Annotated in this window: 21 protein-coding genes; 13 read left to right on the forward strand and 8 right to left on the reverse strand. The window is 46.8% G+C overall.

Translation table 11 applies throughout. The features are described from left to right. Positions 1 to 46 precede the first annotated feature (46 nt). The 3 genes from BLR32_RS14115 to BLR32_RS14125 all read left to right on the forward strand — a co-directional run bounded on the left by BLR32_RS14115 (position 47) and on the right by BLR32_RS14125 (position 3,211). On the forward strand, positions 47 to 1,246 hold the full coding sequence (locus BLR32_RS14115; protein WP_089832817.1) for a hypothetical protein: 1,200 nt from the start codon (positions 47 to 49) through the stop codon (positions 1,244 to 1,246). Next, complete coding sequence (locus BLR32_RS14120; protein ID WP_089832819.1) at positions 1,247 to 1,936, forward strand: DUF3575 domain-containing protein; 690 nt, start codon at positions 1,247 to 1,249, stop codon at positions 1,934 to 1,936. It begins immediately after the preceding gene. 99 nt (positions 1,937 to 2,035) lie between these two features. Further along, positions 2,036 to 3,211 carry an acetyl-CoA C-acyltransferase gene (locus BLR32_RS14125; RefSeq protein WP_089832821.1) on the forward strand — a complete coding sequence of 392 codons (1,176 nt, stop codon included), beginning with the start codon at positions 2,036 to 2,038 and terminating at the stop codon, positions 3,209 to 3,211. 55 nt (positions 3,212 to 3,266) lie between these two features. On the opposite strand, the gene BLR32_RS14130 is transcribed toward BLR32_RS14125, so the two are convergent. After that, a complete protein-coding gene (locus tag BLR32_RS14130; protein WP_089832823.1) occupies positions 3,267 to 3,905 on the reverse strand; it encodes a hypothetical protein in 639 nt (212 codons plus the stop codon). Between the two features lie 185 nt (positions 3,906 to 4,090). Here BLR32_RS14130 and BLR32_RS14135 point away from each other — a divergent pair, with 185 nt between their 5' ends. Continuing rightward, positions 4,091 to 5,074 carry a pyruvate dehydrogenase complex E1 component subunit beta gene (locus BLR32_RS14135; protein ID WP_089832825.1) on the forward strand — a complete coding sequence of 328 codons (984 nt, stop codon included), beginning with the start codon at positions 4,091 to 4,093 and terminating at the stop codon, positions 5,072 to 5,074. A 299-nt stretch (positions 5,075 to 5,373) separates the two neighbouring features. Here the strand turns inward: BLR32_RS14135 and cysM are convergent, their stop codons facing one another. Further along, entirely contained in the window at positions 5,374 to 6,258 is an 885-nt protein-coding gene (cysM, locus tag BLR32_RS14140; RefSeq protein ID WP_089832827.1) for a cysteine synthase CysM, read from the reverse strand. Beyond that, positions 6,259 to 7,074 carry a serine O-acetyltransferase gene (locus BLR32_RS14145; protein WP_089832829.1) on the reverse strand — a complete coding sequence of 272 codons (816 nt, stop codon included), beginning with the start codon at positions 7,072 to 7,074 and terminating at the stop codon, positions 6,259 to 6,261. A 189-nt stretch (positions 7,075 to 7,263) separates the two neighbouring features. Between BLR32_RS14145 and BLR32_RS14150 the strand changes: the two genes are divergently transcribed. The 5 genes from BLR32_RS14150 to BLR32_RS14170 all read left to right on the forward strand — a co-directional run bounded on the left by BLR32_RS14150 (position 7,264) and on the right by BLR32_RS14170 (position 11,845). Beyond that, positions 7,264 to 8,448 (forward strand): sigma-54-dependent transcriptional regulator, encoded by a 1,185-nt coding sequence (locus tag BLR32_RS14150; protein ID WP_089832831.1) that lies wholly within the window; start codon positions 7,264 to 7,266, stop codon positions 8,446 to 8,448. A gap of 54 nt (positions 8,449 to 8,502) precedes the next feature. Then, entirely contained in the window at positions 8,503 to 9,159 is a 657-nt protein-coding gene (locus tag BLR32_RS14155; RefSeq protein ID WP_089832833.1) for an alpha/beta fold hydrolase, read from the forward strand. A gap of 157 nt (positions 9,160 to 9,316) precedes the next feature. Continuing rightward, complete coding sequence (gene lepB, locus BLR32_RS14160) at positions 9,317 to 10,495, forward strand: signal peptidase I (RefSeq protein ID WP_089832835.1); 1,179 nt, start codon at positions 9,317 to 9,319, stop codon at positions 10,493 to 10,495. A 137-nt stretch (positions 10,496 to 10,632) separates the two neighbouring features. Next, complete coding sequence (cdd, locus tag BLR32_RS14165; protein ID WP_089832837.1) at positions 10,633 to 11,118, forward strand: cytidine deaminase; 486 nt, start codon at positions 10,633 to 10,635, stop codon at positions 11,116 to 11,118. A 94-nt stretch (positions 11,119 to 11,212) separates the two neighbouring features. Next, positions 11,213 to 11,845: a tetratricopeptide repeat protein gene (locus BLR32_RS14170; RefSeq protein WP_176842278.1), complete on the forward strand. Its 633-nt coding sequence runs from the start codon at positions 11,213 to 11,215 to the stop codon at positions 11,843 to 11,845. A gap of 75 nt (positions 11,846 to 11,920) precedes the next feature. Here BLR32_RS14170 and BLR32_RS14175 read toward each other — a convergent pair whose 3' ends face one another. Both BLR32_RS14175 and BLR32_RS14180 read right to left on the reverse strand, forming a co-directional pair. Further along, positions 11,921 to 13,849, reverse strand: coding sequence for an arginine--tRNA ligase (locus BLR32_RS14175; protein ID WP_089832841.1), 1,929 nt, complete (start codon positions 13,847 to 13,849; stop codon positions 11,921 to 11,923). A gap of 142 nt (positions 13,850 to 13,991) precedes the next feature. After that, a complete protein-coding gene (locus tag BLR32_RS14180) occupies positions 13,992 to 15,338 on the reverse strand; it encodes an OmpA family protein (RefSeq protein ID WP_089834160.1) in 1,347 nt (448 codons plus the stop codon). A gap of 277 nt (positions 15,339 to 15,615) precedes the next feature. On the opposite strand from BLR32_RS14180, the gene dnaK reads away from it, so the two are divergent. The 3 genes from dnaK (at position 15,616) to BLR32_RS14195 (ending at position 19,949) form a co-directional block, all read left to right on the forward strand. Continuing rightward, positions 15,616 to 17,520 carry a molecular chaperone DnaK gene (gene dnaK / locus BLR32_RS14185; protein WP_089832842.1) on the forward strand — a complete coding sequence of 635 codons (1,905 nt, stop codon included), beginning with the start codon at positions 15,616 to 15,618 and terminating at the stop codon, positions 17,518 to 17,520. An 86-nt stretch (positions 17,521 to 17,606) separates the two neighbouring features. After that, a complete protein-coding gene (locus tag BLR32_RS14190; protein WP_089832845.1) occupies positions 17,607 to 18,617 on the forward strand; it encodes a dipeptide epimerase in 1,011 nt (336 codons plus the stop codon). A 30-nt stretch (positions 18,618 to 18,647) separates the two neighbouring features. Beyond that, positions 18,648 to 19,949, forward strand: a complete 1,302-nt coding sequence (locus BLR32_RS14195) for a DUF6807 domain-containing protein (RefSeq protein ID WP_176842279.1) — start codon at positions 18,648 to 18,650, stop codon at positions 19,947 to 19,949. Here BLR32_RS14195 and BLR32_RS14200 read toward each other — a convergent pair. Beyond that, complete coding sequence (locus BLR32_RS14200) at positions 19,921 to 20,214, reverse strand: hypothetical protein (protein ID WP_089832849.1); 294 nt, start codon at positions 20,212 to 20,214, stop codon at positions 19,921 to 19,923. The two genes, BLR32_RS14195 and BLR32_RS14200, sit on opposite strands and share 29 nt — an antisense overlap. 78 nt (positions 20,215 to 20,292) lie before the next feature. Then, positions 20,293 to 20,931 carry a redoxin domain-containing protein gene (locus tag BLR32_RS14205; protein ID WP_089832851.1) on the reverse strand — a complete coding sequence of 213 codons (639 nt, stop codon included), beginning with the start codon at positions 20,929 to 20,931 and terminating at the stop codon, positions 20,293 to 20,295. Between the two features lie 345 nt (positions 20,932 to 21,276). Here BLR32_RS14205 and BLR32_RS14210 point away from each other — a divergent pair, with 345 nt between their 5' ends. Continuing rightward, positions 21,277 to 22,143, forward strand: a complete 867-nt coding sequence (locus BLR32_RS14210; RefSeq protein ID WP_176842280.1) for a DUF1266 domain-containing protein — start codon at positions 21,277 to 21,279, stop codon at positions 22,141 to 22,143. A 134-nt stretch (positions 22,144 to 22,277) separates the two neighbouring features. Here BLR32_RS14210 and BLR32_RS14215 read toward each other — a convergent pair whose 3' ends face one another. Continuing rightward, positions 22,278 to 23,207, reverse strand: coding sequence for a hypothetical protein (locus BLR32_RS14215; protein ID WP_089832855.1), 930 nt, complete (start codon positions 23,205 to 23,207; stop codon positions 22,278 to 22,280). Positions 23,208 to 23,211 lie beyond the last annotated feature (4 nt).

The following is a 23,211-nucleotide window of genomic DNA, read 5'->3' on the forward strand; positions in this document are numbered from 1 at the left end:
TCTCCTTACCTTTGCACGCTTCAATGAAAATACCTAACCTATATATATGACTCGCCTTTTACAAGCCAGCTTATTGTTTACTATCTGCAGCATACTTGCCTCCTGCCATGATGATCAGCCCTGGGCACGAGGAATGGTAGACGGCTACGCTCCCATCTACAGTACTGAAGCCTCGTTGAAACAGATCAGTTTCCAGGTGCCCCGAAAAACAGTGAACCCGGGCAAATTATTTACTGCAGGTACGCTTGTACTGCAGGAAGAAATTGATTCAGGATTACATGTCATTTCTTACCAGGACCCCGCTCATCCCATAAAAACGGGCTTTCTGCGTATTCCCGGGTTCCAGGTGGCTGCTATTGAGGGTGATTATCTGTACGCGAATAATTACGATGACCTGATTGCCATCCGCCTGAAAACAATTTCTGCGGACATGTCGGTAGGAAGGATCGTCGGCATCTGGAAACAACTGAATTATCCTGCGGGAAAGGGTGTTTATTTTGAGTGCGTAGATCCTTCAAAGGGAATAGTGGTAGGATGGCGTAAGACTAAAATTAATAATCCCCAATGTCGCAGGCCAGAGGACATGTATGATGAACCCAGCCAGAACAGTACCCGTAACAATGCCGGCATGGTTGCTTTCCATCGTAAACTTTACCTGGTGACCTCAGATGCATTGGCGGTGTATTCCCTGGCATATCCAGAGCGGCCGGTACTCACGAAGAGCAAAGCATTACCGCGGGCAAAAGTAGATAGCCTCTTTCTGTTGAATAAGGAATTGGCTGTGAGTTATAGTACTCAGCTGGGCCGGTATGATACAGCCAGTTTAGACAACATTTCTCTATTCAATAACTTGTCTCATTGCTTAAAAGTGAGGGCAAGGGGCGATACCGCATATGCTATTTCCAGCCGGAGAAATTTATGTGGAGGTCTCTCTTCTATACTAATAAAATTCAGGTTGAAAAAGGATTCGACCGGTGCTGCGGAATTAGGGCGTTTGCAGGTAGGCATGGCAAATGCTTTTGTCATAGCAGGCAATTACATTTATGTAGCCGCAAGTGAAAGCATGTCAGTAGTAAATATTGCCGGGGGGAAGTTTGAAAGTGCAGGAGACCTTTTTACAGGTGGTTATTTAGATATAGTGAACAATGGTAACCTTTTATTCCTCCGTGACAACAAGCAGATAGCCTGTTATAGTATAGCCTCTTCTCCCGTATCTCCAACGTTAATCTCTCAACTGGTTTACTAAATGAAACAACTATCTACTATCCTTATACTTTGTTTACTGATCACTATTTCATCCGAAGCCCAGAGAAATACGCCTGAGTCCATGCTTACCGGACTACGTATCAGCACCAATCTTGTAACACTCAAAGAACCTGATGGCGGTGTTTCGCTGGCGCTGGAATACAGGTATAAAAAGAACTGGAGTGTGTTGATGGAAGGCACCTGGATCTTTATTGATGAAAAGGCGGATTACAATATCAGGGGCAGATATACGCCAATGGCCAAGGGTTTCCGTATCCGTCCTGAAATACGTTATTATGTACCTGGCAGAGGACAGGTATACAAACTATTTTTCGCACAGGAAATTTCATATAAGCGCGTTAGTTACCTGGAAGAATGGATACAGCCGGTGAAGTCAAACCCCAGCGGATGGGACGTCGATTATGAACAGATATCTGCCTATGAAAAAGTCAAGAATATCTATGGGACCGCCGGTAAGGTAGGGTGCCAGTTATTCTTTGACAGGTCACATAAATTCATGATAGAATTTTACATAGGTCTGGGACTTAAATACCGGGATGTTGCCTTTAAAAACAAGGTTCCTTCTGCAGACAGTTACCTGGAAGACAACAGCAGCTATCTTGCAGACGTACCCAAGACAGGATGGGATATTAACGTCCCTATGGGGATTAAAGTAGGGTACCGCTTTTAATCTTTCGCGCTCCGGCTCCCGTTTCTGAAATTCCGTTATATTTGGTGGAAACCAAACAATCTTAACAGTTGCGCCCCGGCGTAACGAAAATTTCTACGGATGAAAGAAATATATATAGTTTCAGCGGTGCGTACCCCCATTGGTTCCTTTAACGGCGCATTATCAGCTTTTTCGGCAACCCAGCTGGGCGCCCAGGTAATGAAAGCAGCACTTGAAAGAGCGGGCGTACCTTCCACTGCAGTGAATGAAGTGTATATGGGAAATGTGATCAGTGCCAACCTCGGCCAGGCGCCTGCCAATCAGGCCAGTATCTATGCCGGCATTCCTACCAATGTGCCCTGTACTACTGTCAATAAGGTATGTGCCTCCGGTATGAAGGCGATCATGCTGGGAGCGCAAAGTATCCTCCTGGGTGATAATGACATAGTGGTAGCAGGAGGGATGGAAAGTATGAGCAATGTGCCTTATTACCTGGATAAAGCTCGTAATGGCTACAGATTAGGACATGGGGCTGTTACTGATGGCATCATCCGTGATGGCCTCTGGGACCCTTACAAGGACTTTCACATGGGAAATGCAGCAGAGATCTGTGCGACAGAATATAAGATTTCCCGTGAGGAACAGGATGCCTACGCTATAGAAAGCTATAAGAGAGCGGCGGCAGCCACTGAAAAAGGCTATTATAAAAATGAGATCCTCCCGGTGGAAGTGCCTGGCAAACAGGTGGTTACTGTAACCGAAGATGAAGACTATAAAAAGGTGAACTTCGATAAGATCCCTACCCTGAAGCCTACTTTCCAGAAAGATGGTACCATCACAGCGGCCAATGCCTCTAATCTGAACGACGGTGCAGCGGCGGTATTACTGGTGAGCGGGGAGAAGCTGAAAGAGCTGGGACTGAAGCCTTTGGCGAAAATTATCAGTTTTGCAGATGCTTCCCAGGCGCCTGAATGGTTTACTACCACCCCGGTGAAAGCGATTACCAAAGCGCTGGAAAAAGCGAAACTGACAGTGGCTGATATGGATTTTGTGGAGATCAATGAAGCCTTTTCCTGTGTACCGATCGCCAATGAGCGTGACCTGGGACTGTCTGCCGACAAAGTGAATGTATGGGGAGGGGCTGTTTCTATGGGGCATCCTATTGGTTGCAGCGGTGCGCGTATCGTCGTGACACTCAGCTCTATCCTGCATCAGAACAATGCCCGTTACGGTGTAGCAGGTATTTGTAATGGTGGCGGCGGCGCCAGCGCGATTATTATCGAAAGAACAAACTAGTATAGATGATCAGGGATTTACAGGAAACTGTCACGTAAATCCCTGATCATCAATTTTATTGTATCAGGCTGATGGTCGTATCATACCGTTGGATCCTTCCTGGTTCGTCGAAGAGGTTCATATAAAGATGCACGCTATCCTGCCCGCTTTTCTCCATTTTTAGTGCCTGCAACCTTCCTGCAGGTTTTACAACATCCCCCGAGATCTTTTCGAAAAGCCAGTATTTATCCTGCACCAGGCTATAGGTAGGATAACGGTAAATAATATCTACCGAGTTGGACTGCAGGGCATAGTCATCGTCTATAGGATAGCGTTTCATTTCCCCGTCGGATAATAGTCCCAGGCCTGCGATAACTGTCAGGGTACGCAGGGGAGGTAGCAATAATCCAAAAATCAACACAAAAGGGAAACCGTAAAAAGCACACAGGTAGACCCACTTTCCGGATACTTCCTGCTGAGTCAGTCCATATAATATAATTCCGGACCCCGCATATAGGGTATAGAACACCCGCTCGGTATAAGTGCCTTTAAATCCATAGCCACTGAAGAGCAGTATCAGGCACAGGACGGAAAATGCACACATTGCGATGTGGAAATACCAGATCAAACCCGTTATCAGCGGCGCCTTGACCTTTTTGATCTTACAGGATATGGCCGCCAGAAAGCATAAAGAAAGGACGGTAATGGTAAACATAGGATAGGATATTAACTTATAAGAGGCAGTAGATGCGCTAATATATATAATATTTCATATATAGTATTTAAAATCTGGGGCGTCTCACTCTGAAGTTTTCCTTTGCTTTTTCGCCAACAAACAATAATTTTGCCCCTGCCTTAAGATAAATGAGGCATTAACTTTCAAACTTTAAGAGTAACAGCATGCGTCAGATAGCTTTCAGACAAGCCTTACGAGAAGCCATGCAGGAAGAAATGCGCCGTGACGACCGCGTTTTCCTGATGGGAGAGGAAGTAGCAGAATACAACGGAGCCTATAAAGTTAGCCAGGGAATGCTGGATGAGTTTGGCCCTAAGAGGGTAATAGATACGCCGATCGCTGAGCTGGGCTTCACTGCAATTGGTGTTGGTGCAGCGCAGAATGGTCTTCGTCCTGTTCTGGAATTCATGACCTGGAACTTTGCCGTACTGGCACTGGATCAGATCCTGAACACAGCTTCTAAAATGTTGGCTATGAGTGGCGGACAGGTAGGTTGTCCTATCGTTTTCCGTGGCCCTAACGGTTCTGCCGGTCAGCTGGGTGCACAGCACTCTACCGCTTTCGAAAGCTATTATGCAAATATCCCAGGTTTAAAAGTAATCTCCGTTTCCAATCCATATGATGCAAAAGGTCTGCTGAAAGCGGCTATCCGCGATAACGACCCGGTTGTTTTCATGGAAAGTGAAGTAATGTACGGCGATATGGGTGAAGTGCCTGAAGAAGAATACATTATCCCAATCGGTAAGGCTGATATCAAACGTGCCGGTAAAGATGTAACCATCGTTTCTTTCAACAAGATGATGAAAGTTGCCCTGGGTGCTGCTGAAGAACTGGCAAAAGAAGGTATCGAGGCTGAAGTGATCGACCTGCGTACTATCCGTCCGCTGGACTGGTACACCATCCTGGAATCTGTTAAGAAAACCAACCGCCTGGTGATCGTAGAAGAACAATGGCCATTCTCCAGCGTTTCTTCTGAGATCTCTTACCGTATCCAGAAAGAAGGTTTTGACTACCTGGATGCTCCGATCCGCCGTATCACAGCTGCGGATGCACCAATGCACTACGCACCGAACCTGGTGAAACTGTATCTGCCTGATGTAGAGCGTACAGTGAAACTGGTGAAGGAAGTGATGTATATGAAGAAGTAACAGTCATACTGTAGATAAAAAAAGCCGGTCTGTTGAAGACCGGCTTTTTGTTTTTATAATTTTCCGAATGGGTTTTTGCAAATCCCATTTCCGGTGTTGTTTTCCGTTCGATATCGAATGTTTCCGGGGGGCGGGGAATTCCGTTGGGACCCGGTTTCCCATTGACCCGGGGCACGTATTGGACCCGGGGCACGTCATTGGACCCGGGGTTGAAAACCCCGGGCTACAAACACATGGACTCCTGACGGAGTCCTATTATGGTTTGTTGATGGCGTTTTGTTTATAACCGGAGGCGTTTTTTAATTCCCAAACAGATCCGACGACAAATACCTATCCCCGCGGTCACAAATAATACACACCAGCACCCCGTGCTCCAGCTCTTTTGATATCCTTGCCGCTGCCGACACCGCGCCTCCACTACTCATTCCACAGAAGATGCCTTCCTCTTTAGCCAGCCGGCGGGTCATCGTTTTCGCCTCCTCCTCAGAAATATCCATGATACGGTCTACCCTTGATCTGTCGAAGATCTTCGGCAGATACTCCTCCGGCCATTTACGGATACCCGGTATCCTGGAGCCTTCGGTAGGCTGACAGCCCACAATCTGTATCTGGTTGTTTTGTTCCTTCAGGAACTTCGATACACCCATAATGGTACCGGTAGTGCCCATAGCGCTTACGAAGTGGGTGACGCCCTGGTTGGTATCCCGCCAAATTTCCGGACCAGTGGTTTTGTAGTGCATGCCGTAGTTGTCCGGATTGGCAAACTGGTTCAGCATATAATACCCCCCCTTGGCTACCTGTGCGTTTGCATAGTCAATAGAGCCTTCCATGGATGCTTCCTTAGGCGTCAGTGTCACTTTGGCCCCAAAGGCTTCCATGGTCAGTACCCTTTCACGGGTGGCATCTTCCGGCATTACCAGCTCCATCTCTACACCAAACAGGCTGGCAATCATCGCTAAGGCGATACCTGTGTTGCCGCTGGTAGCCTCTATCAGTTTAATGCCCGGTTTGATCTCGCCTCTGTCCAATGCTCCTTTGATCATACCGTAAGCTGCTCTGTCTTTTACACTGCCTCCCGGATTCGTGCCTTCCAGTTTCGCATAAATTGTAACCCCTGGATTGGCGCTGATGTTTTTAAGCGCTACCATGGGGGTGTTACCAACAAGATCTAATATCGAATGCATTTAATAACTATTTTCTACTACGCTAATACTGCCATCCGCCCGGTAATAGATCCGGCTAAAGGGGGCAGCGCTTTTTATAAGCCATACATTTCCGCCGATGATGCTATGGTGACCTACCACAGTATCGCCTCCCAGGATGGTGGCGCCGGCATATATAATGACATTGTCTTCAATTGTAGGGTGACGCTTGCTGCGCGCCATATCCTTATCCACACTTAATGCACCCAGTGTAACACCCTGGTAGAGTTTTACATTGGCGCCGATAATGGTGGTTTCACCGATCACGATACCGGTACCGTGGTCAATGCAGAAATAAGGTGCGATCACTGCAGCAGGATGTATATCGATACCGGTACAGCTGTGTGCACGTTCGGTGATCATACGGGGCAGCAGTGGGATCTTGAGCTGATGTAATGCATGTGCGATACGGTAAAAGGCGATCGCGTAGAAGCCGGGATAGGCGCGTATCACCTCGTACATACAGGTAGCCGCAGGGTCTCCTTTATAAATAGCTTCTGCATCTTTTTTTAGTGCGTCATAAATAACTTCCGCCTGTTCCATAAACTGACGGCTTAGCGCTTCAGCCGATGCCGGCAGCTGTTGTTGCATCGGCTGTAACAGGTGCTGCAACTCGGATTGCAGCCCGCTTGCATATTCTTCCAGTAACACAATATCAGCCATCACCTTCCCTGTGTATTCCGGAAAAAGCCAGTTGATAAAATTGTTGGCAAAGTCGTTCACCGCGCTGGTTGGAGGATAAGCAGTAGCTGCAGCCAGCTGATGCCTCCGCCTTAATTCTTCTAAAAGTTGTTGCATATCCAAGTGAATTACAGGATTGAGGGAAACGATTAATGAAATTACGTATTAATGTCGAGAGTCCATAAAGTTAGTAGACAAATGGCCGATATCGGAGATGGGCGCGCCGTTGTTATCTTCATTTTGTTATCTTGGGCGGGGATCAGGTAATTTCCCTTAATTTTGTTCGTTGTTCACTAAAATAATGATATGGCCAACATTCTGATAATTGATGACGAAAAAAGCATACGTAAAACGTTGTCTGAGATCCTGAGCTATGAAGGGTATAAAGTAGACGAAGCGGCCGATGGGGCAGAGGGCTTTAAAATGTTCAAAGAAAAGCAGTACGACGCCATCCTGTGCGACATTAAGATGCCGAAGATGGACGGGCTGGAATTCCTTGAAAAAGCCAAAGAAACCAATCCGGATGTGCCTATTGTAATGGTGTCAGGACATGGAAATATTGATACGGCCGTAGAAGCAGTAAAGAAGGGCGCCTACGATTACATCTCCAAGCCGCCGGACCTTAACAGGTTGCTGATCACCCTGCGTAATGCGATGGATAAAAGCACGCTGGTGACAGAAACAAAGACCCTGCGCCGTAAAGTGAACAAAACACAGGAAATGATCGGCACTTCCGCCCCTATCCTGAAAATAAAGGAAACAATAGAAAAAGTGGCGCCTACAGATGCGCGTGTGCTGGTGACAGGTGAGAATGGAGTAGGAAAGGAGCTGGTGGCCCGCTGGATACATGAACGCAGTAACCGTGCATCCGGTCCTATCGTGGAGGTGAACTGCGCCGCTATCCCAAGTGAACTGATTGAAAGTGAGTTGTTTGGACACGAGAAAGGTTCTTTTACATCCGCAGTAAAACAACGTATTGGTAAGTTCGAACAGGCTAATGGCGGTACGCTGTTCCTGGACGAGATCGGGGATATGAGCCTGAGCGCACAGGCAAAAGTACTGAGAGCGCTGCAGGAAGGAAAGATCACCCGCGTGGGTGGCGATAAGGAAATCAGCGTCGATGTACGTGTGGTAGCTGCCACCAACAAAGACCTGCTGAAGGAAGTGGAAGAGAAGAACTTCCGCCTTGACCTTTATCACCGTCTCAGTGTGATCCTGATCCATGTGCCTTCCCTGAACGATCGCCGGGATGATATTCCGCTACTGGTGGAGCACTTCCTGGAAAGCGCCTGCCAGGAATATGGTATGGCGAAAAAGACCATCGATAAGGAAGCCATGAAGGCTTTACAACAGCACAACTGGTCTGGTAATATCCGGGAACTGGGCAACGTGGTAGCCCGTCTTGTGATCCTCTCGGGCAAAACGATCATGGCAGACGATGTGTATGATTATGTACTGCCGGCCAGGGACAAAAAGAAAGTAAACGCTTAGTAATATCAGGGCTATCCATCGAAAGCGGGTAGCCCTTTTTCATGTTATTGACCTATGAACAAGCATGTGTACCTGATCAGTGGTATGGGAGCTGATGAAAGGATCTTCAGGAACCTTAGTTTCCCCGGGGAATATACCGTTCATTACCTGGATTGGCTGACGCCCGAGCCACAGGAGACTTTTCCCGCCTATGCAGCCCGGATGGCTGCCAGGATGGAACATGAAGATGTCACATTATTGGGCGTCTCTTTTGGCGGCATGCTGGCCCTGGAAATAGCCCGGCAAAGACCCATACAGAAAGTAATCCTCATCAGCAGTATTAAAAATACCGGAGAAAAGCCTCCTTACCTGGCCTGGGTAAGAAAAACAGGTCTGCTGCATTTGCTGCGGTTACCGGATGCAATCATTTTCACCCGCAGAAAAGGACTGGTAAAGCTTTTCCTGAATGCTGAAACGGCTGAAGAACAGGAACTGCTGGCTGAGTATATGAATAAAACGGCCTATGGTTACCTTCGCTGGGGGATCCGGACGGTGGTGAACTGGCAGAACGACTTTATTCCGGCCTCACTGGTACATATCCATGGCGGCAAGGACAGGACTTTCCCTTCAAAGCTTATTAAAGCCGATTATATAATTCCCACAGGTGGTCACTTTATGGTGTATAACCGTGCTACAGAAATCAATGAGATCCTGAGAAAGGAGCTGCAATAAAATGCAAAACTCCTACTGAACCAATTATGTTATATGTAAAAAAGTTTATTTAATCAACCTAATCCCCTTATTTTAGCAAAACTTTTGAACACTATTAATTAGCTTGCAGAATACAGAATATTATATTTGATCTTTTAAATATCTTAAACGAATCTTAATGAACCTGGCTTTTTGGAGAAGAAATAAAGAGGGTCAGCCAAAGAAGAAATCTGCCGTTAGAGAGTGGTTTGATGCCGCTATTTTTGCCATCATCGCAGCTACCTTGATACGCACCTTTATTTTTGAGGCCTATACTATCCCAACCCCATCTATGGAAAAGACATTGCTGGTAAACGACTTCCTGTTTGTCAGCAAGATCAGTTACGGGCCTCGTATTCCCATGACGCCACTCGCCGTACCTTTTACACACCATACACTGCCTTTCACTAAATATAGCAAAGCTTATTCCGAAGCAGTACATTGGAAATACAGGCGTTTGCCAGGTTTTTCAGACGTTGAACGTTATGATGTAGTGGTGTTTAACTTCCCCGAGGGCGATACAGTAGCCCTGGAACAACAGGAGCAGAGCTACTACCAGCTGGTAAGATTTTACGGACGTGATAATGTATGGGAACAAAACCATGTTACTTCCCGTCCTGTCGATAAACGTGAGAACTATATTAAACGTTGTATGGCCGTTTCAGGCGATACATTGCAGATCAAAGACGGTGTTGTTTTCGTGAATGGCGTACAGGCGCCGATCCCACCGGAAAGCGAGCGTACATATTGGGTAAGAACCACTGGCGATCCGCTGAATCCTACCCGTCTTGATGAACTGAATATCGATCCGTCTCCACGCAGTGTGGACGATTCCAGCACTTTCAGGTATGACCTGACCTCCGGCATGGCCAACCTGCTAAGAACATGGCCTGCTGTAAAGGAGATCAGACCTTATGTAAAGTCGCCAAGGCAGGATGTACAGGTATTCCCGCATGACACAGCACACTACCAGTGGACAGAACATAACTTCGGTCCGTTGTATATCCCGCAGAAAGGTGTGACTGTCAACCTGGACAGCACCAATATCGCTTTCTATGACCGTATCATCAGCGTATACGAAGGCAATAAACTGGAGGCTAAGAACGGGCAGTTCTACATCAATGGTAAACCTTCCAGTACCTATACCTTCAAAATGGACTACTACTGGATGATGGGGGATAACCGTGATAACTCACTGGATTCCCGCTTCTGGGGTTTTGTGCCTGAAGATCATATCGTAGGTAAAGCATGGCTCATCTGGATGAGCTACGGCCATGGCAGCATCCGCTGGAGCAGGCTGTTTAGAACTATCAAATAAAATGCTCCGGAAGCGCTGTACGCACAGGCTACAATATGCTTCCAGGTTGCTGAAGAATATTCAATTACGAATTACGCATGACATCCAATTACAAGCACTAACTTGTAATTCGTCATCCGTAATTCGTAATTTAGTATATGGACATCCGTAAACACTCTTTTGAATATCACTCCTTCCATGATAGCGCAGCTTTACCCACTGCAGATCTCCGCTTACTGGAAGAAGCCCGGGAAGTGACTGCCCAGGCCTATGCCCCTTATTCCAACTTTTATGTAGGCGCTGCCATTTTACTGGCCAACGGTATTGTGGTGAGAGGAACAAACCAGGAGAACGCTTCTTTCCCTGCCGGCATCTGTGCAGAAAGAGTGGCCTTATCTACTGCAGCATCCCTCTATCCTGGCGTGCCTATACTCACCATTGCCATCAGCTATCACAATCCTTCCGGAAGTAATGATACGCCCATTTCCCCCTGCGGCATCTGCCGGCAGACCTTATCAGAATATGAAGGTCGTCAGCAGCAGTCTATCCGGGTCATTATGAGTGGGCAAACGGGGAAAGTGTTCATCCTTCAGACCGTCAGACACTTGCTGCCATTGGGGTTCTCTGCAGAAGATATGCAATAAATTTGTTATCTTTGGGATGTCTCTATGAAACTCTATGTTGAACGTCCGTGTCTTATGTCCGCTGGTGTGGATGGTTTTATTCGTGCAAGTTGCTATGGCTTTTCCAGGAAATAAATTAAAAGGTCTCTACAGGGAAGGAGTGAACTGCCGTCATGAAGGCAGATTGCAGGCAGCAAAGAAATGTTTTAATGAAATCCTTCAACAGGACAGCAGCTACTCTGTAGCCTACCTGCAAATGGCAGAGATCCTGGCGCAGGAAGAGGAATACCATGAAAGCATCCGTTATTACCGGCATTTCCTCCGGTTGGATGAAGAACAGCCATCGTCCTGGTATGCAGTTGGCGTGCTATATTTTAATACTAAAGATTTCCATAACGCTGTAGGTGCTTTTGAAAAGGCACAGAAGAAAGGTCATCCTGCTGATGCAGATTATTACCTGCACCTGGGAACAGCCTATCTGCATATCCGCCAGGTAGAAAAAGGTGTAAAACACCTGCAATCCTGTCTTGCTTTACGGGAGAACGATCCCAGACCTATGCAGGCGCTGGGCCACCACTATTTCCTGGCTGGCAACTATGGCGCTGCTATTACTTACTGGGATAAATTAGTGACCATTCAGCCTGAGAATGCTTTTGCACTGTTCATGCTGGGCAAATCATACATTGGCAATGGAGAGGTGGCAAAAGGGGAGGAGCTGTGTGACAGGGCGCTGGCGGTAACACAATAATATCATCAGGCAAAAAGATACAAAAGAAAGAAGCTCCCGGAGAGGGAGCTTTTCGTTTTATAAGACAGTACGTTATTACATTCTTTCAGGTACATCAATACCCAGCAGCTTCATACTCTTCGCGATCGTTCTTGCTGTGAGCATAACGATCTGTGTACGGAGTTTCTGCTTTTCCGGCGTTTCTGCATCCTGTACGGAGTAAGTATACTTACCTTCCACTTTCTCTGCATAGAAGGAGTTGAACTGTTGTGCAAGCTGGAACACATAGTTAGCGATCACAGAAGGGCTCATTTCTTTCAGGGCTTCTTCCAGCACGCTTTCATATTGCTCGTTCAGCAGGATCAGTTCTTTCTCCAGCGGCAGTAAGCTGCCCTTATGACAGTAGCCTTCCAGTTTATCAGCGTCAGGTGCTATCTCACGTAAAATGGATTTGATACGGGCATGCGCATACTGAACGAATACGCTTGTGAAGCCATGAAGGTCAATAGACTCTCTCGGATCGAATACCATTCTCTTTTTAGGGTCTACACGCAGCAGGAAAAATTTCATGGCGCCGATACCCAGCATGTTGTAAAGCGCTTGCAGATCTTCTGCGGGCATATCTTTCAGCTTACCGGAATTGGCGGTCTGTTCTGCCGCTGCACCAATAGTTTCATCGATCAGGTCATCAGCATCCACAACGGTACCCTCACGGCTCTTCATGCGGCCATGTGGCAGTTCCACCATACCATAGGAAAGATGGAAGATACCATCGGCACAAGGCTCCTGCAGTTTCTTCAGGATCAGCTGCAGCACTTTGAAGTGATAGTTCTGTTCATCGGCTACCACATAGATGCTTTGTTCCATCTGGTAGTCGTCGTATTTAAGACGGGCAGTACCGAGATCCTGTGTCATATATACAGAGGTACCATCGCCACGTAACAATAATTTCTCATCCAGACCGTCAGCAGTCAGATCTATCCAGATAGAGTTGTCTGGCTTCTTAAACAGTACACCTTTAGCCAGTCCTTCTTCTACCAGGTCTTTACCCAGCAGGTATGTCTCGCTTTCATAGTACATTTTATCAAAGTCGATACCCAGACGTTTGTAGGTTTCATCGAAACCCTTGTACACCCAGTTGTTCATAGTGCTCCAGAGGTGCCGTACTTCATGATTACCTGCTTCCCATTGCTGCAGCATGATCTGCGCCTGCTGCATGATCTCTGTCTGCTTACGGGACAGTTCCTTGATCTCATCATTCAGTTTGGAGAGTTTCTCCTCATCGGCCTTTATTTCAGGCTTATGGAACAGGGTAACCAGCTTCTCTATACGTTCCAGGTCTGCACCCTGGAAGTCTTTGAAGTCGTTTTCAAGTGCGCGGGCTATGATAGGTTCTGTCTGTTCTTTCAGAATGGTTTCAAACTTTACATAGTAGTCGCCTACCAGGTGGTCGCCTTTGATACCGGTTGATTCGGGTGTATCTCCATGGGCAAAGAGCTGCCATGCCAGCATAGATTTACAGATATGGATACCCCGGTCATTCACCAGGTTGGCCTTGATCACTTCATAACCGTTCGCTTTCAGGATCTCTGCAATCGAATAGCCGAGGAAGTTATTACGTAGGTGACCCAGGTGCAAAGGTTTATTGGTATTGGGGGAGGAGTATTCCACCATTACTTTTTTCCCGTTGGAAGGCTTCTTACCGATGTTACGGTTATTGAAGTGTTGCTGCAGGTACTGTGCCCAGTACTGTTCAGCGATCTGCAGGTTCAGGAAGCCTTTGATCACATTGTAGCCAGTCACGAGGTCGGGGTTATGCGCTACAAGGTATTTACCCAGTTGATCAGCAGTTTCTTCCGGTTTTAAGCGACTGAACTTAGTGAAGGGGAATACCAGTACGGTATATTCACCTTCGAATTCAGGTTTGGTAGTATTGATCGCAATGTCCTTTGCGGGAATTGTCTGTTCGTAAAGCGCCTGGATTGCTGCGGCGGCAGCAGATCTGATGGATTGTACAACACTCATGCTGATAAACGGTTAATGCCAAAAGTAACGTCAAAGGTATAAAAAATCCGGTGGGGAGCCCGGGAGAGGGAATAATATAATACAGAAAAAAGGGCCGGCAACAAAACTGCCAGCCCTTACAGGGTTTTATGGATGTTGAGTATTAATATATGGTAAACTCTACTCGTCTGTTTTTCTGCTTACCAGCCTTTGTTTTGTTGCTGGCGATTGGCTGGGTGGAACCGTAACCTACCGCTTCAATCCTGGATGGATTTGCACCCTGGTTCACCAGGTACTGTTTTACAGATTCTGCCCGGTCTTTGGAGAGGGCCATATTTTTCGTTGCATTGCCCACATTGTCTGTATGACCGCCCAGTTTCAGGCTGAATCCCCTGGTCTTGAGCATTTCTGCCAGCCGGTCAAGAGATGCATAAGAGCTGGGTTTAATGCTGGATTTGCCGGTTTCAAACTCGAGGTTCTGGATGGCATTTTTAACGATCCGGCGGTCTTCATCGGTGATAATTACCTGGGTGGGTGCAGGTGGTTTAGTCTCTACTTTCGGCAGTTCGCAGCCACTGCCATCTACTTTACTGCCGGATGCTGTGCCGGGACATTTATCAAAGTAGTCAGATACGCCATCACCGTCTGCATCGGCCAGCAGTTTATTCACGTCTGCACTCAGGCGGACATTTTCAGCATGGCTGGTTTCCAGTTCACGCTGCAGGTTGGCCTTTTGCGTTGCCAGTTCATCATACATCACCTTTGCAGGGTTCTGCCAGTTCAGCTGTGCTTTATTACGTGGACCCAGCGGGAATTCCAGTCCGGCGTAACCGTAGGAATATTTGTCTTTATTAGGCCCGTAGTTAAATCCGTCCAGGTTATCCCCATCTAAATAATGCATGGTATATCCCAGGTCCAGGTTCACCGCTTCGGAGAGTTTAAACTTCAACCCTGCGCCTATAGGCACATAGAACTCGGTGATGCTTCCGTTCTTTTTATAGTCCACCAGGTTATCTCCGGGTGTTGCGCTGATCTTTGGTGAATAGTTTGCCAGTCCTGCACCGCCGGACAGGTATATCTGTATGGCATTTTTTCTGTACATCCAGTTGATGGTGGCCACATTGACAACCGCATTCAGGCTGCCAGACCACTTCAGTTTGGTTTCAAACTGGTCTAAGGAACGGTTGGGTTCTTTTTCGTTCCCCAATTTGCGGTCATTATTGCCTGCCAGCTTGCCACCTACATAGTCTGCCCGGATACCCAGGGAGTGTAAAATCTGCCATTTTACATAGGCGCCATAGCCGACCTGAGCTTTCCATTTTGTGAAATCATTACTCCCGCCGGTAGGAGCAACCGCAGCCAGCAGGCCTCCGTTGACGCCAACTGACCAACGTCTGTAGCCAGGGCCATCAGTAAAAATAGGGCCGGTTACAGTGGTCTGAGCAATACTGCATAGTGGAGTGAAAAAGGCCAGCATACACGCTGCCCGGAAGAATGAGGTGTTTTTCATAATCATTCAGGGTTACTCGGTTATTTAATTACTTAGCAGGTGATTTAATTACATTAGAGCATTTCGCACGTCGGTTTCGTACGCTTACCATAGAAAACCCCTGTTGCATCTAAATTGTTCATTATTAATCTTATTAAACGTGTGGGAAGAGAAGGTGGCGGTAAACTGACACAAAAGACTGACATATTTGCATGCTTCGTCCATTGGCATAATCATTGACATTTGCTTCCTCGGAGACAAAATCTATCTACAACTACAAGCGAGAATAATAACAATTATGGGAAAGATAATAGGTATTGACTTAGGAACTACCAACTCATGCGTTGCAGTAATGGAAGGCAACGAACCGGTAGTGATTGCCAATGATGAAGGACGCAGAACTACGCCCTCCGTTGTGGGTTTCTTAAAAAATGGTGAGAGAAAGGTAGGTGATCCGGCAAAACGCCAGGCTATCACTAACCCGGTGAACACTATTATGTCAGTAAAGCGTTTCATGGGACGCCATTTCGATGAGGTATCCAATGAAATACCTCACTGGAGCTATAAAGTTGCGCGTGGTGAGAACAACACTACCCGTATCGATATCGACGGCAGATTATATACTCCTCAGGAGATCTCTGCTATGATTCTTCAGAAAATGAAGAAAACAGCTGAAGATTACCTGGGTCAGGAAGTAACTGAAGCGGTGATCACTGTGCCTGCTTATTTTAACGACGCTCAGCGTCAGGCTACCAAAGAAGCAGGTGAGATCGCGGGTCTGGCTGTACGTCGTATCATCAACGAGCCTACTGCCGCTGCACTGGCTTATGGACTGGATAAAAAACATGCTGATAGCAAGATCGCCGTATTTGACCTTGGTGGTGGTACCTTCGATATCTCCATCCTGGAACTGGGCGATGGCGTATTCGAAGTAAAATCTACTAACGGTGATACACACTTAGGTGGTGACGACTTTGATAAAGTGATCATGGACTGGCTGGCTGAGGAATTCAAGAAAGATGAAGCAGTTGACCTGCACAAAGATCCAATGGCATGGCAGCGTCTGAAAGAAGCAGCTGAAAAAGCAAAGATCGAACTGTCCTCCTCCCAGGAAACAGAGATCAACCTGCCTTATATCACTGCAGTAGACGGCGTACCTAAACACTTAGTAAAGAAACTGAGCCGCGCTAAATTCGAGCAACTGGCAGATTCCCTGGTGGAAAGAACACTGGAGCCTTGCCGTAAAGCCCTGAAAGATGCTGGCATGAACACTTCCGAAATCGACGAAGTAATACTGGTAGGTGGTTCTACCCGTATCCCTAAGATCCAGGAAGTAGTAGAGAAATTCTTCGGTAAGAAACCAAACAGAGGTGTAAACCCGGATGAAGTAGTAGCCGTTGGTGCTGCTATCCAGGGTGGCGTACTGACCGGTGAAGTGAAAGATGTGCTGCTGCTGGACGTTACCCCGCTTTCTCTGGGTATCGAAACCATGGGTGGTGTATTCACCAAACTGATCGAATCTAACACGACCATTCCGAGCAAGAAATCTGAAACCTTCTCCACTGCAGCTGATAACCAGCCAAGTGTTGAAATTCACGTACTGCAGGGTGAACGTCCTATGGCAAACCAGAACCGTACACTGGGCCGCTTTATCCTCGATGGTATTCCACCAGCACCGCGTGGTGTACCTCAGATCGAAGTAATCTTCGATATCGATGCTAACGGTATCCTGCACGTAACTGCCAAAGATAAAGGCACTGGTAAAACACAGAATATCCGTATCGAAGCAGGTAGTGGTCTGAGCAAAGATGAGATCGAAAAGATGAAGGCTGAAGCAAAAGCGAACGAATCATCAGATAAGGAACAGCGTGAAAAGATCGAAAAGCTCAACCAGGCTGACAGCCTGATCTTCCAGACTGAAAAACAGCTGAAAGAATATGGTGATAAGATCCCTGCAGATAAGAAAGGCACAATTGAAACTGCCCTGAATAAACTGAAAGAAGCACATAAGAGTGGCGATATCGCCCAGGTAGATGCAGCAGTTACAGAAATGAACAATGCATGGACCGCAGCTTCTGAAGAACTGTACAAAGCAACACAGGAAGCACAGGCTAACGGTGGTGCAGCAGGTCAGGGACAGCCACAGGGTAGCGCTGCCGGCAACGAAGGCGTGACCGATGCTGAATTTGAAGAAGTAAAGTAACAGAAGCATTTTAGGGATATTTGGTAAGAGGGCGAATCTTAAAAGGTTCGCCCTCTTTTTTTGTGCCTATTTTTATATTTTGTGTTATGCAACTGACACTACACCCGTTCGAATTAAAGTTCAGACATACCTTTACCATCTCGCGTAAATCCAAAGACGTGCAGCCACTACTGGTGGTAGAACTGCAACAGGATGGACTCAGCGGTCTGGGAGAAACTGCTGATAACTCCTACTATCATATGACCGTGCCCCACCTGATGGAAGCCATTAATGCGCACAGAACAGTGATAGAAGGGCATACCTTAACGACGCCCGAAGCCTTCTGGGAATTGTTATACCCACTGTTCAAAGACAACCTCTTTGCACTCTGTGCGATAGACCTGGCCGCGCATGATCTCTATGCCAAAAAGCTGAATAAGAAACTGTATGAAGTGTGGGGACTCGATATCTCGCACAATCCGATGACTGACTATACGATCGGTATCGATACGGTGGAAAACATGGTCAGCAAGCTGAAAGAGTTCCCCTGGCCGATCTACAAGATCAAACTGGGTACACAGGATGATATTGCCATTATAAAGGAACTGCGCCGGCATACTGATGCCATCTTCCGGGTAGATGCCAACTGCGCCTGGGGAGTGGATGAAACCTTACGGAATGCTACTGCCTTTAAATCACTGGGAGTGGAATTCATTGAACAGCCTATGCCGGCGGAAGATGTAGAGGGCATGAAAAGAGTGTATACTGCATCAGCATTGCCGCTCATAGCCGATGAAAGCTGCATTACGGAAGCAGATGTGGAGCGGTGTAAAGGGCTTTTTCATGGTATCAACATCAAGCTGACCAAGTGCGGTGGCATTACACCTGCCCGCAGGATGATCGATCATGCAAAACGCCTGGGCATGCAGGTCATGACCGGCAGCATGAATGAAAGCACCGTCGGCACTTCAGCAGTAGCCCACCTGCTGCCTTACCTGGACTACGTGGATATGGATGGTCCGCTCTTACTGGCGGAAGATACTTCCGACGGTGTAAAGATCGTTGACGGACGTATCATCTATGCCGACAGGCCCGGTACCGGCGCTGTATTGAGATAAAACTATTACCCTCAAATAATGTTACCCGTTATGAAAAACAGACAATTATTGTCCTCTCCTGTTGCGCGACACCAATCAGTTCGTCGATCGGCAACACCTGTGCTTTGCGTAGTCTTACTGCTCTTAACAGGCGCTTTCCCGGCCAGCGCCCAGTTGCTGGCCCGTATCAGTGTAAAGGCCGGCGCCCGTCAATGTGAGAACCTGCCTGTTTCCACCCTGATGAAAGATGCAGTAATATCCCGGCAGGATTCCCTGCAGTTCTTCGAAATACAACAGGGCCGCCGCAAGCCTGTCCCTTTCCAGATTGCTGCCGGCAGGTATCTTTACTGGATAATGGATGGTAAAACAGCTCCGGGAAAGGTCCGCCTATATGAACTGGTGAAAGGCGCACCGGTTCCTGCTATCGCTCGTATGCAGGCAAAAGACAGCGCCGGTGCATTGGTGTTGGAAGAAGGCAATCAACATCTCCTGCAATACAACTACAACATAGTGGAACCACCTGCCGGCGTAGATACCGCTTATCGCCGCAGTGGTTTTATACATCCGCTCTGGGCGCCTGATGGCCAGGTCATCACTAATATTCATCCCAAAGACCACTGGCACCATGTAGGGATCTGGAACCCATGGACGCATACTTCTTTTAAAGGAAAGGAGACCGATTTCTGGAACCTTCAGAAAAAGGAAGGTACTGTCCGTTTCAAAGGCTTCATCAGTCGTACGCAGGGGCCTGTATTATGCGGGTTTCAGGCCTTGCATGATCATATTGCCTTCTCCGGCAAACAGGAAACGGTGGCCATCAATGAGGAATGGGATGTCAAAGCATTTAACAGCAATGGCAACACCCTCCGTGTCTGGGATATTGACAACACCATGAGCTGCGCAGATACATCCGGTATCACCCTGTTACAATACCGTTACGGCGGCGGCTTTGGCCTCCGTACCACAGCGGAATGGAAGGCTGACAACAGCAAGGTGATCACCTCAGAAGGAAAGACCCGTAAGGATGCCGACAGCACCCGTGCCCGCTGGATTAAGATCACCGGGCGTACAGATAAAGGGGAAACCGGTATTCTCGTAATGAGTCATCCGTCCAACTACGACTATCCACAACCCGTACGTGTATGGCCTGAGAATAACGAAAGAGGGGAGATTATGATGAATTTCAGTCCGACTAAAATGAAGTCCTGGGAACTGAAATACGGGCAAAGCTACCGCTTGTGTTACAGGGTCCTCGTATTCACTAACGATATCTCAAAAGAAGAAGCTGAAGACGCCTGGGAAGCATATGCAAAGCCTCCGCAGATTACTGTTTCCTGGAGCGCAGGTCTCTGATGCCGGTAATGGCATTATACAGCCCGAAAATGCCCATTATTATAAAAACGGCTATTACTCCCCAGTGACCGGTAGCGCGGTAAATATAGAGCTCTATACGCGTCAGACGGACGGTTTTTAGGTCGCCTGCTGCCTGTGAAAACTGGAGGAATCGGAAAATAGCAAAACCAAAGCCGATCAATGCTACTGCAATCATCCAGATGACTGCAGTCCAGGAGGCAGGTTCTGTTTCGGAGGGAGTGGGTTGTTCAGGGGTAGTTCGCATAGCAACAAGATACAAATAAAAATAGAATGGCCTGTCCACTATAGCAGACAGGCCATTCTATTTTTTCAGATATGTGTTCTATATAGCTATTCCATGTGATCTCTGGTGACTTGCCTCGTACACTGCAGACAGCAGGTCTCTCTTCTCGATTGATTTCTCCAGCCACAGGTCTACCGCACTGTACACGATCTTCAGTGAAGGCGTCAATACATAAATGGCAGGCACCGGTACGTCTTCATTCACACCTGATATCCTGTCCCAGATAGGGTCGGTAGCAGAGTGAAGACCCGCTTTGCCGGCAATTACGTTATGCTGATCCCAGATAGTAGCAAAAGGCAGTTGCAATGCGGCTGTAGCCTGATCGAAATACTGCTTTTCATCAGTAGTTACCAGTAGCAGCTGACCGCCCATTACGCGGATGTCTGCATAAATATCATTCAGTTCTTTCAGCAGTCTGTTGCCATAACCATTCCAGTGAATGGAGTGGAATGCCAGTACCAGCGGGCGATCTATCAGTTGTGTAACAGGTTGTAAACCCTGTACAGACTTTAAGATATCTGAAGTGGCAATAATATTTTTCTTATTTATATGGAATGCAGGCAATGTATCTCCCGCATGTAAAGGGCTGATGGGAGTCCTGTTCTTATAGGCTTTCTTCACATATTCAAGTTCAAATTCAGGAGAAAGATCTGCGTATCTGGCGAAGTTGTTAGACATACGAAATAAATTTAAGGGATGGTTGGTAAACAGTGATTAAATAAATGGTCGTAATGATTTTTATGAAACGGTTGCCGGTAAATGCTTAGCGGCAATGAGGTATCAGCTACAACAACAGACTGCAGAGGTCTTCATTTTATACTGCGTTAATACTGTAAAGTGAGGCATTGTGAACTTGTATTTTATGTGATTGCCTGTATTGACAACACAAATATAGGACTATTTCTTTAATACCCTACAAATTTTGTAGGGTATTTATTAAGTTATTGATAATCAATTAGCATGTTTTAAAGAATTTGAAAAGTTTTATATTTGATGCTTCTATATTCAACAAAACAATGCTACATGAAAGGAATTCGGTTAAATATCATCCCGGCCATCTGTTTGCTGGCTATCAGCATGGCGGGATGTAACAGCAATAGCAATAAACAGGACAAGCAGGACAAACAGGAGCAGGCAGCTGCCACCAGCAATGCGACTATTATCAGGAATGATGAATTGTATCCCTTTATGCTGGCCGGCGTATACTTCGTACATGGTTACGGTGGGCCTGAGCGTACTTTTGATGGATTGATCAAACCGGCAACAGCGGGAGAACCCGGCTCAGATACTTTCTCCAAATCCATACAGGCGGCCTACAGCAGGTACTTTATTTTCCCGTTTAAACCGGAGGATGATAAAGATGGTAAGGAGGCGAAAGCGACACTGGCTGACTACTGGGATATCCACAATACCGCAGAACTGGAGAAATCATTAGACTGGTTACTGGATGAAGGACACCAGGCGCAATACGCGCAGTATCGTAAAGTACTGGATGAAAACGGAGGTGCCGGCGCTGACCTGGCGGCTATTGATCTTGCTAAATATAAGTTGTCAAAGACCGACGTTCCCGGTATACAGTTCGTTAAAGATCATTATACTGAATTCAGCAAAGCGGGGATTAAAGCCTGGGATATTGCCCGTTATATTAATAACATCTGCGTAGCTTACCAGGCGGGATATTTTAATAGGGGAGAAGCAACCGCATGGCTGAGAAAAGCGCCACCGGTGGTACAGTTACAGTATAGCGACTGGAAAGCTTATTTCAACGATTTCCTCCTGGGCCGTCAGTTCTGGGGTGGTAGTGAGGGTGACACTGAGCGTTTCAGAAAAGAAGTAGCGGGTATGCTGGAAGGGAAGTACAGTATCTATACCTATATGCCGGTAAAATAATTTGCTGATATATGTGAAGCGCCCGTCTCAATTACTAAGACGGGCGCTTTTCTTCGGTTTCGCTTGCCATTAATTATTTTTGTTGCTGCGGATGTTTAGTTATGCAGTACCTCTCCCGCTATAGCAATCACCCATTACGAATATTTGATATCCAGTCTGTCATACTCCTTCGCTGTAAACTGGTCTTTTATCTTCTTAAAAGGCTGACCACAATTGGTGAACATGATGCTTTTTAATTTTTTGCAGGCGAGTAATGCTTCCGGATGTTCGATCTTCTTTGAATTGATCACATTTACTTCCAGTAGATTGGGTAAGGTGGTAAAGACATTACAATCTATCACTGCTGATATGCTATTGAGGAAGGTCGTCTGAAGGTGAGTGAGCCGGGAAAGTTTATCCGTAGGAAAACCTTTATCGGCACCGATAATTGACAAGGCTTGCAGAGGACTGTTTATGTTTGACATAATATCAAATGAGTATGCAAATTCAACTTCCAGATGGAGAAGAGAGGTGAACTTTGCTATTTCTTTCAGGATATGGCCCTTCTTATCCATCCGGCATTCCAGATATTCCAGAGAAGGAACGTGCTCCTGTGAAATATTAAACAGCGAAGGCAACTCTGTGGCGGTAAAACTGGTGAAAAATATGAGCGCCTTCAACTCAGGAAGTTTGATGTCTGGCCATTCGGGCAATTTCTTAGCCACCAATTCTCCATACTCTTCAGTGTTCGATATCCTAAGTGTCTTTAATCCCGCCGGGAGATCTTCCTGCTTTAAATGTGGCAGGAATGACACAGGAATATCCAGGAAAGACAGTTGTTCCAGATCTTTTATGTAGGCAGGAAATTTGTTTTTGCTGGCCTGTGCCTTGGTCGGAAATAACCGTACTGCGCGGATCTTTTTATAGTCGCCGCTTGCAGGCTCCTGATCCCACGCAAGTCTTGTCGCACCCTCCTCGTCTTCAAAGAACTTCGACTTCTCTTTGCTGCCTATGCAATAAATTCCGTTACCTGAAGGATAGTTAGCACGTTTCCTTGTGGAAATAATACTGTCTTTAAGCTCCATATTT

This window comes from Chitinophaga filiformis, from assembly GCF_900102545.1.
Classification (GTDB): Bacteria; Bacteroidota; Bacteroidia; order Chitinophagales; family Chitinophagaceae; genus Chitinophaga; species Chitinophaga filiformis.

Excerpts from the sequence above, each read along its gene's own strand:
- BLR32_RS14190 (WP_089832845.1), top strand. The coding sequence starts at position 17,607 with ATGCAACTGACACTACACCCGTTCGAATTAAAGTTCAGACATACCTTT.
- BLR32_RS14135 (WP_089832825.1), top strand. The coding sequence starts at position 4,091 with ATGCGTCAGATAGCTTTCAGACAAGCCTTACGAGAAGCCATGCAGGAA.
- BLR32_RS14195 (WP_176842279.1), top strand. The coding sequence starts at position 18,648 with ATGAAAAACAGACAATTATTGTCCTCTCCTGTTGCGCGACACCAATCA.
- BLR32_RS14205 (WP_089832851.1), bottom strand. The coding sequence starts at position 20,931 with ATGTCTAACAACTTCGCCAGATACGCAGATCTTTCTCCTGAATTTGAA.
- dnaK (WP_089832842.1), top strand. The coding sequence starts at position 15,616 with ATGGGAAAGATAATAGGTATTGACTTAGGAACTACCAACTCATGCGTT.
- BLR32_RS14125 (WP_089832821.1), top strand. The coding sequence starts at position 2,036 with ATGAAAGAAATATATATAGTTTCAGCGGTGCGTACCCCCATTGGTTCC.
- BLR32_RS14120 (WP_089832819.1), top strand. The coding sequence starts at position 1,247 with ATGAAACAACTATCTACTATCCTTATACTTTGTTTACTGATCACTATT.
- BLR32_RS14200 (WP_089832849.1), bottom strand. The coding sequence starts at position 20,214 with ATGCGAACTACCCCTGAACAACCCACTCCCTCCGAAACAGAACCTGCC.
- BLR32_RS14155 (WP_089832833.1), top strand. The coding sequence starts at position 8,503 with ATGAACAAGCATGTGTACCTGATCAGTGGTATGGGAGCTGATGAAAGG.
- BLR32_RS14180 (WP_089834160.1), bottom strand. The coding sequence starts at position 15,338 with ATGAAAAACACCTCATTCTTCCGGGCAGCGTGTATGCTGGCCTTTTTC.
- BLR32_RS14150 (WP_089832831.1), top strand. The coding sequence starts at position 7,264 with ATGGCCAACATTCTGATAATTGATGACGAAAAAAGCATACGTAAAACG.
- lepB (WP_089832835.1), top strand. The coding sequence starts at position 9,317 with ATGAACCTGGCTTTTTGGAGAAGAAATAAAGAGGGTCAGCCAAAGAAG.
- cysM (WP_089832827.1), bottom strand. The coding sequence starts at position 6,258 with ATGCATTCGATATTAGATCTTGTTGGTAACACCCCCATGGTAGCGCTT.
- BLR32_RS14170 (WP_176842278.1), top strand. The coding sequence starts at position 11,213 with ATGGCTTTTCCAGGAAATAAATTAAAAGGTCTCTACAGGGAAGGAGTG.
- BLR32_RS14210 (WP_176842280.1), top strand. The coding sequence starts at position 21,277 with ATGAAAGGAATTCGGTTAAATATCATCCCGGCCATCTGTTTGCTGGCT.
- BLR32_RS14175 (WP_089832841.1), bottom strand. The coding sequence starts at position 13,849 with ATGAGTGTTGTACAATCCATCAGATCTGCTGCCGCCGCAGCAATCCAG.
- cdd (WP_089832837.1), top strand. The coding sequence starts at position 10,633 with ATGGACATCCGTAAACACTCTTTTGAATATCACTCCTTCCATGATAGC.
- BLR32_RS14215 (WP_089832855.1), bottom strand. The coding sequence starts at position 23,207 with ATGGAGCTTAAAGACAGTATTATTTCCACAAGGAAACGTGCTAACTAT.
- BLR32_RS14145 (WP_089832829.1), bottom strand. The coding sequence starts at position 7,074 with ATGCAACAACTTTTAGAAGAATTAAGGCGGAGGCATCAGCTGGCTGCA.
- BLR32_RS14115 (WP_089832817.1), top strand. The coding sequence starts at position 47 with ATGACTCGCCTTTTACAAGCCAGCTTATTGTTTACTATCTGCAGCATA.
- BLR32_RS14130 (WP_089832823.1), bottom strand. The coding sequence starts at position 3,905 with ATGTTTACCATTACCGTCCTTTCTTTATGCTTTCTGGCGGCCATATCC.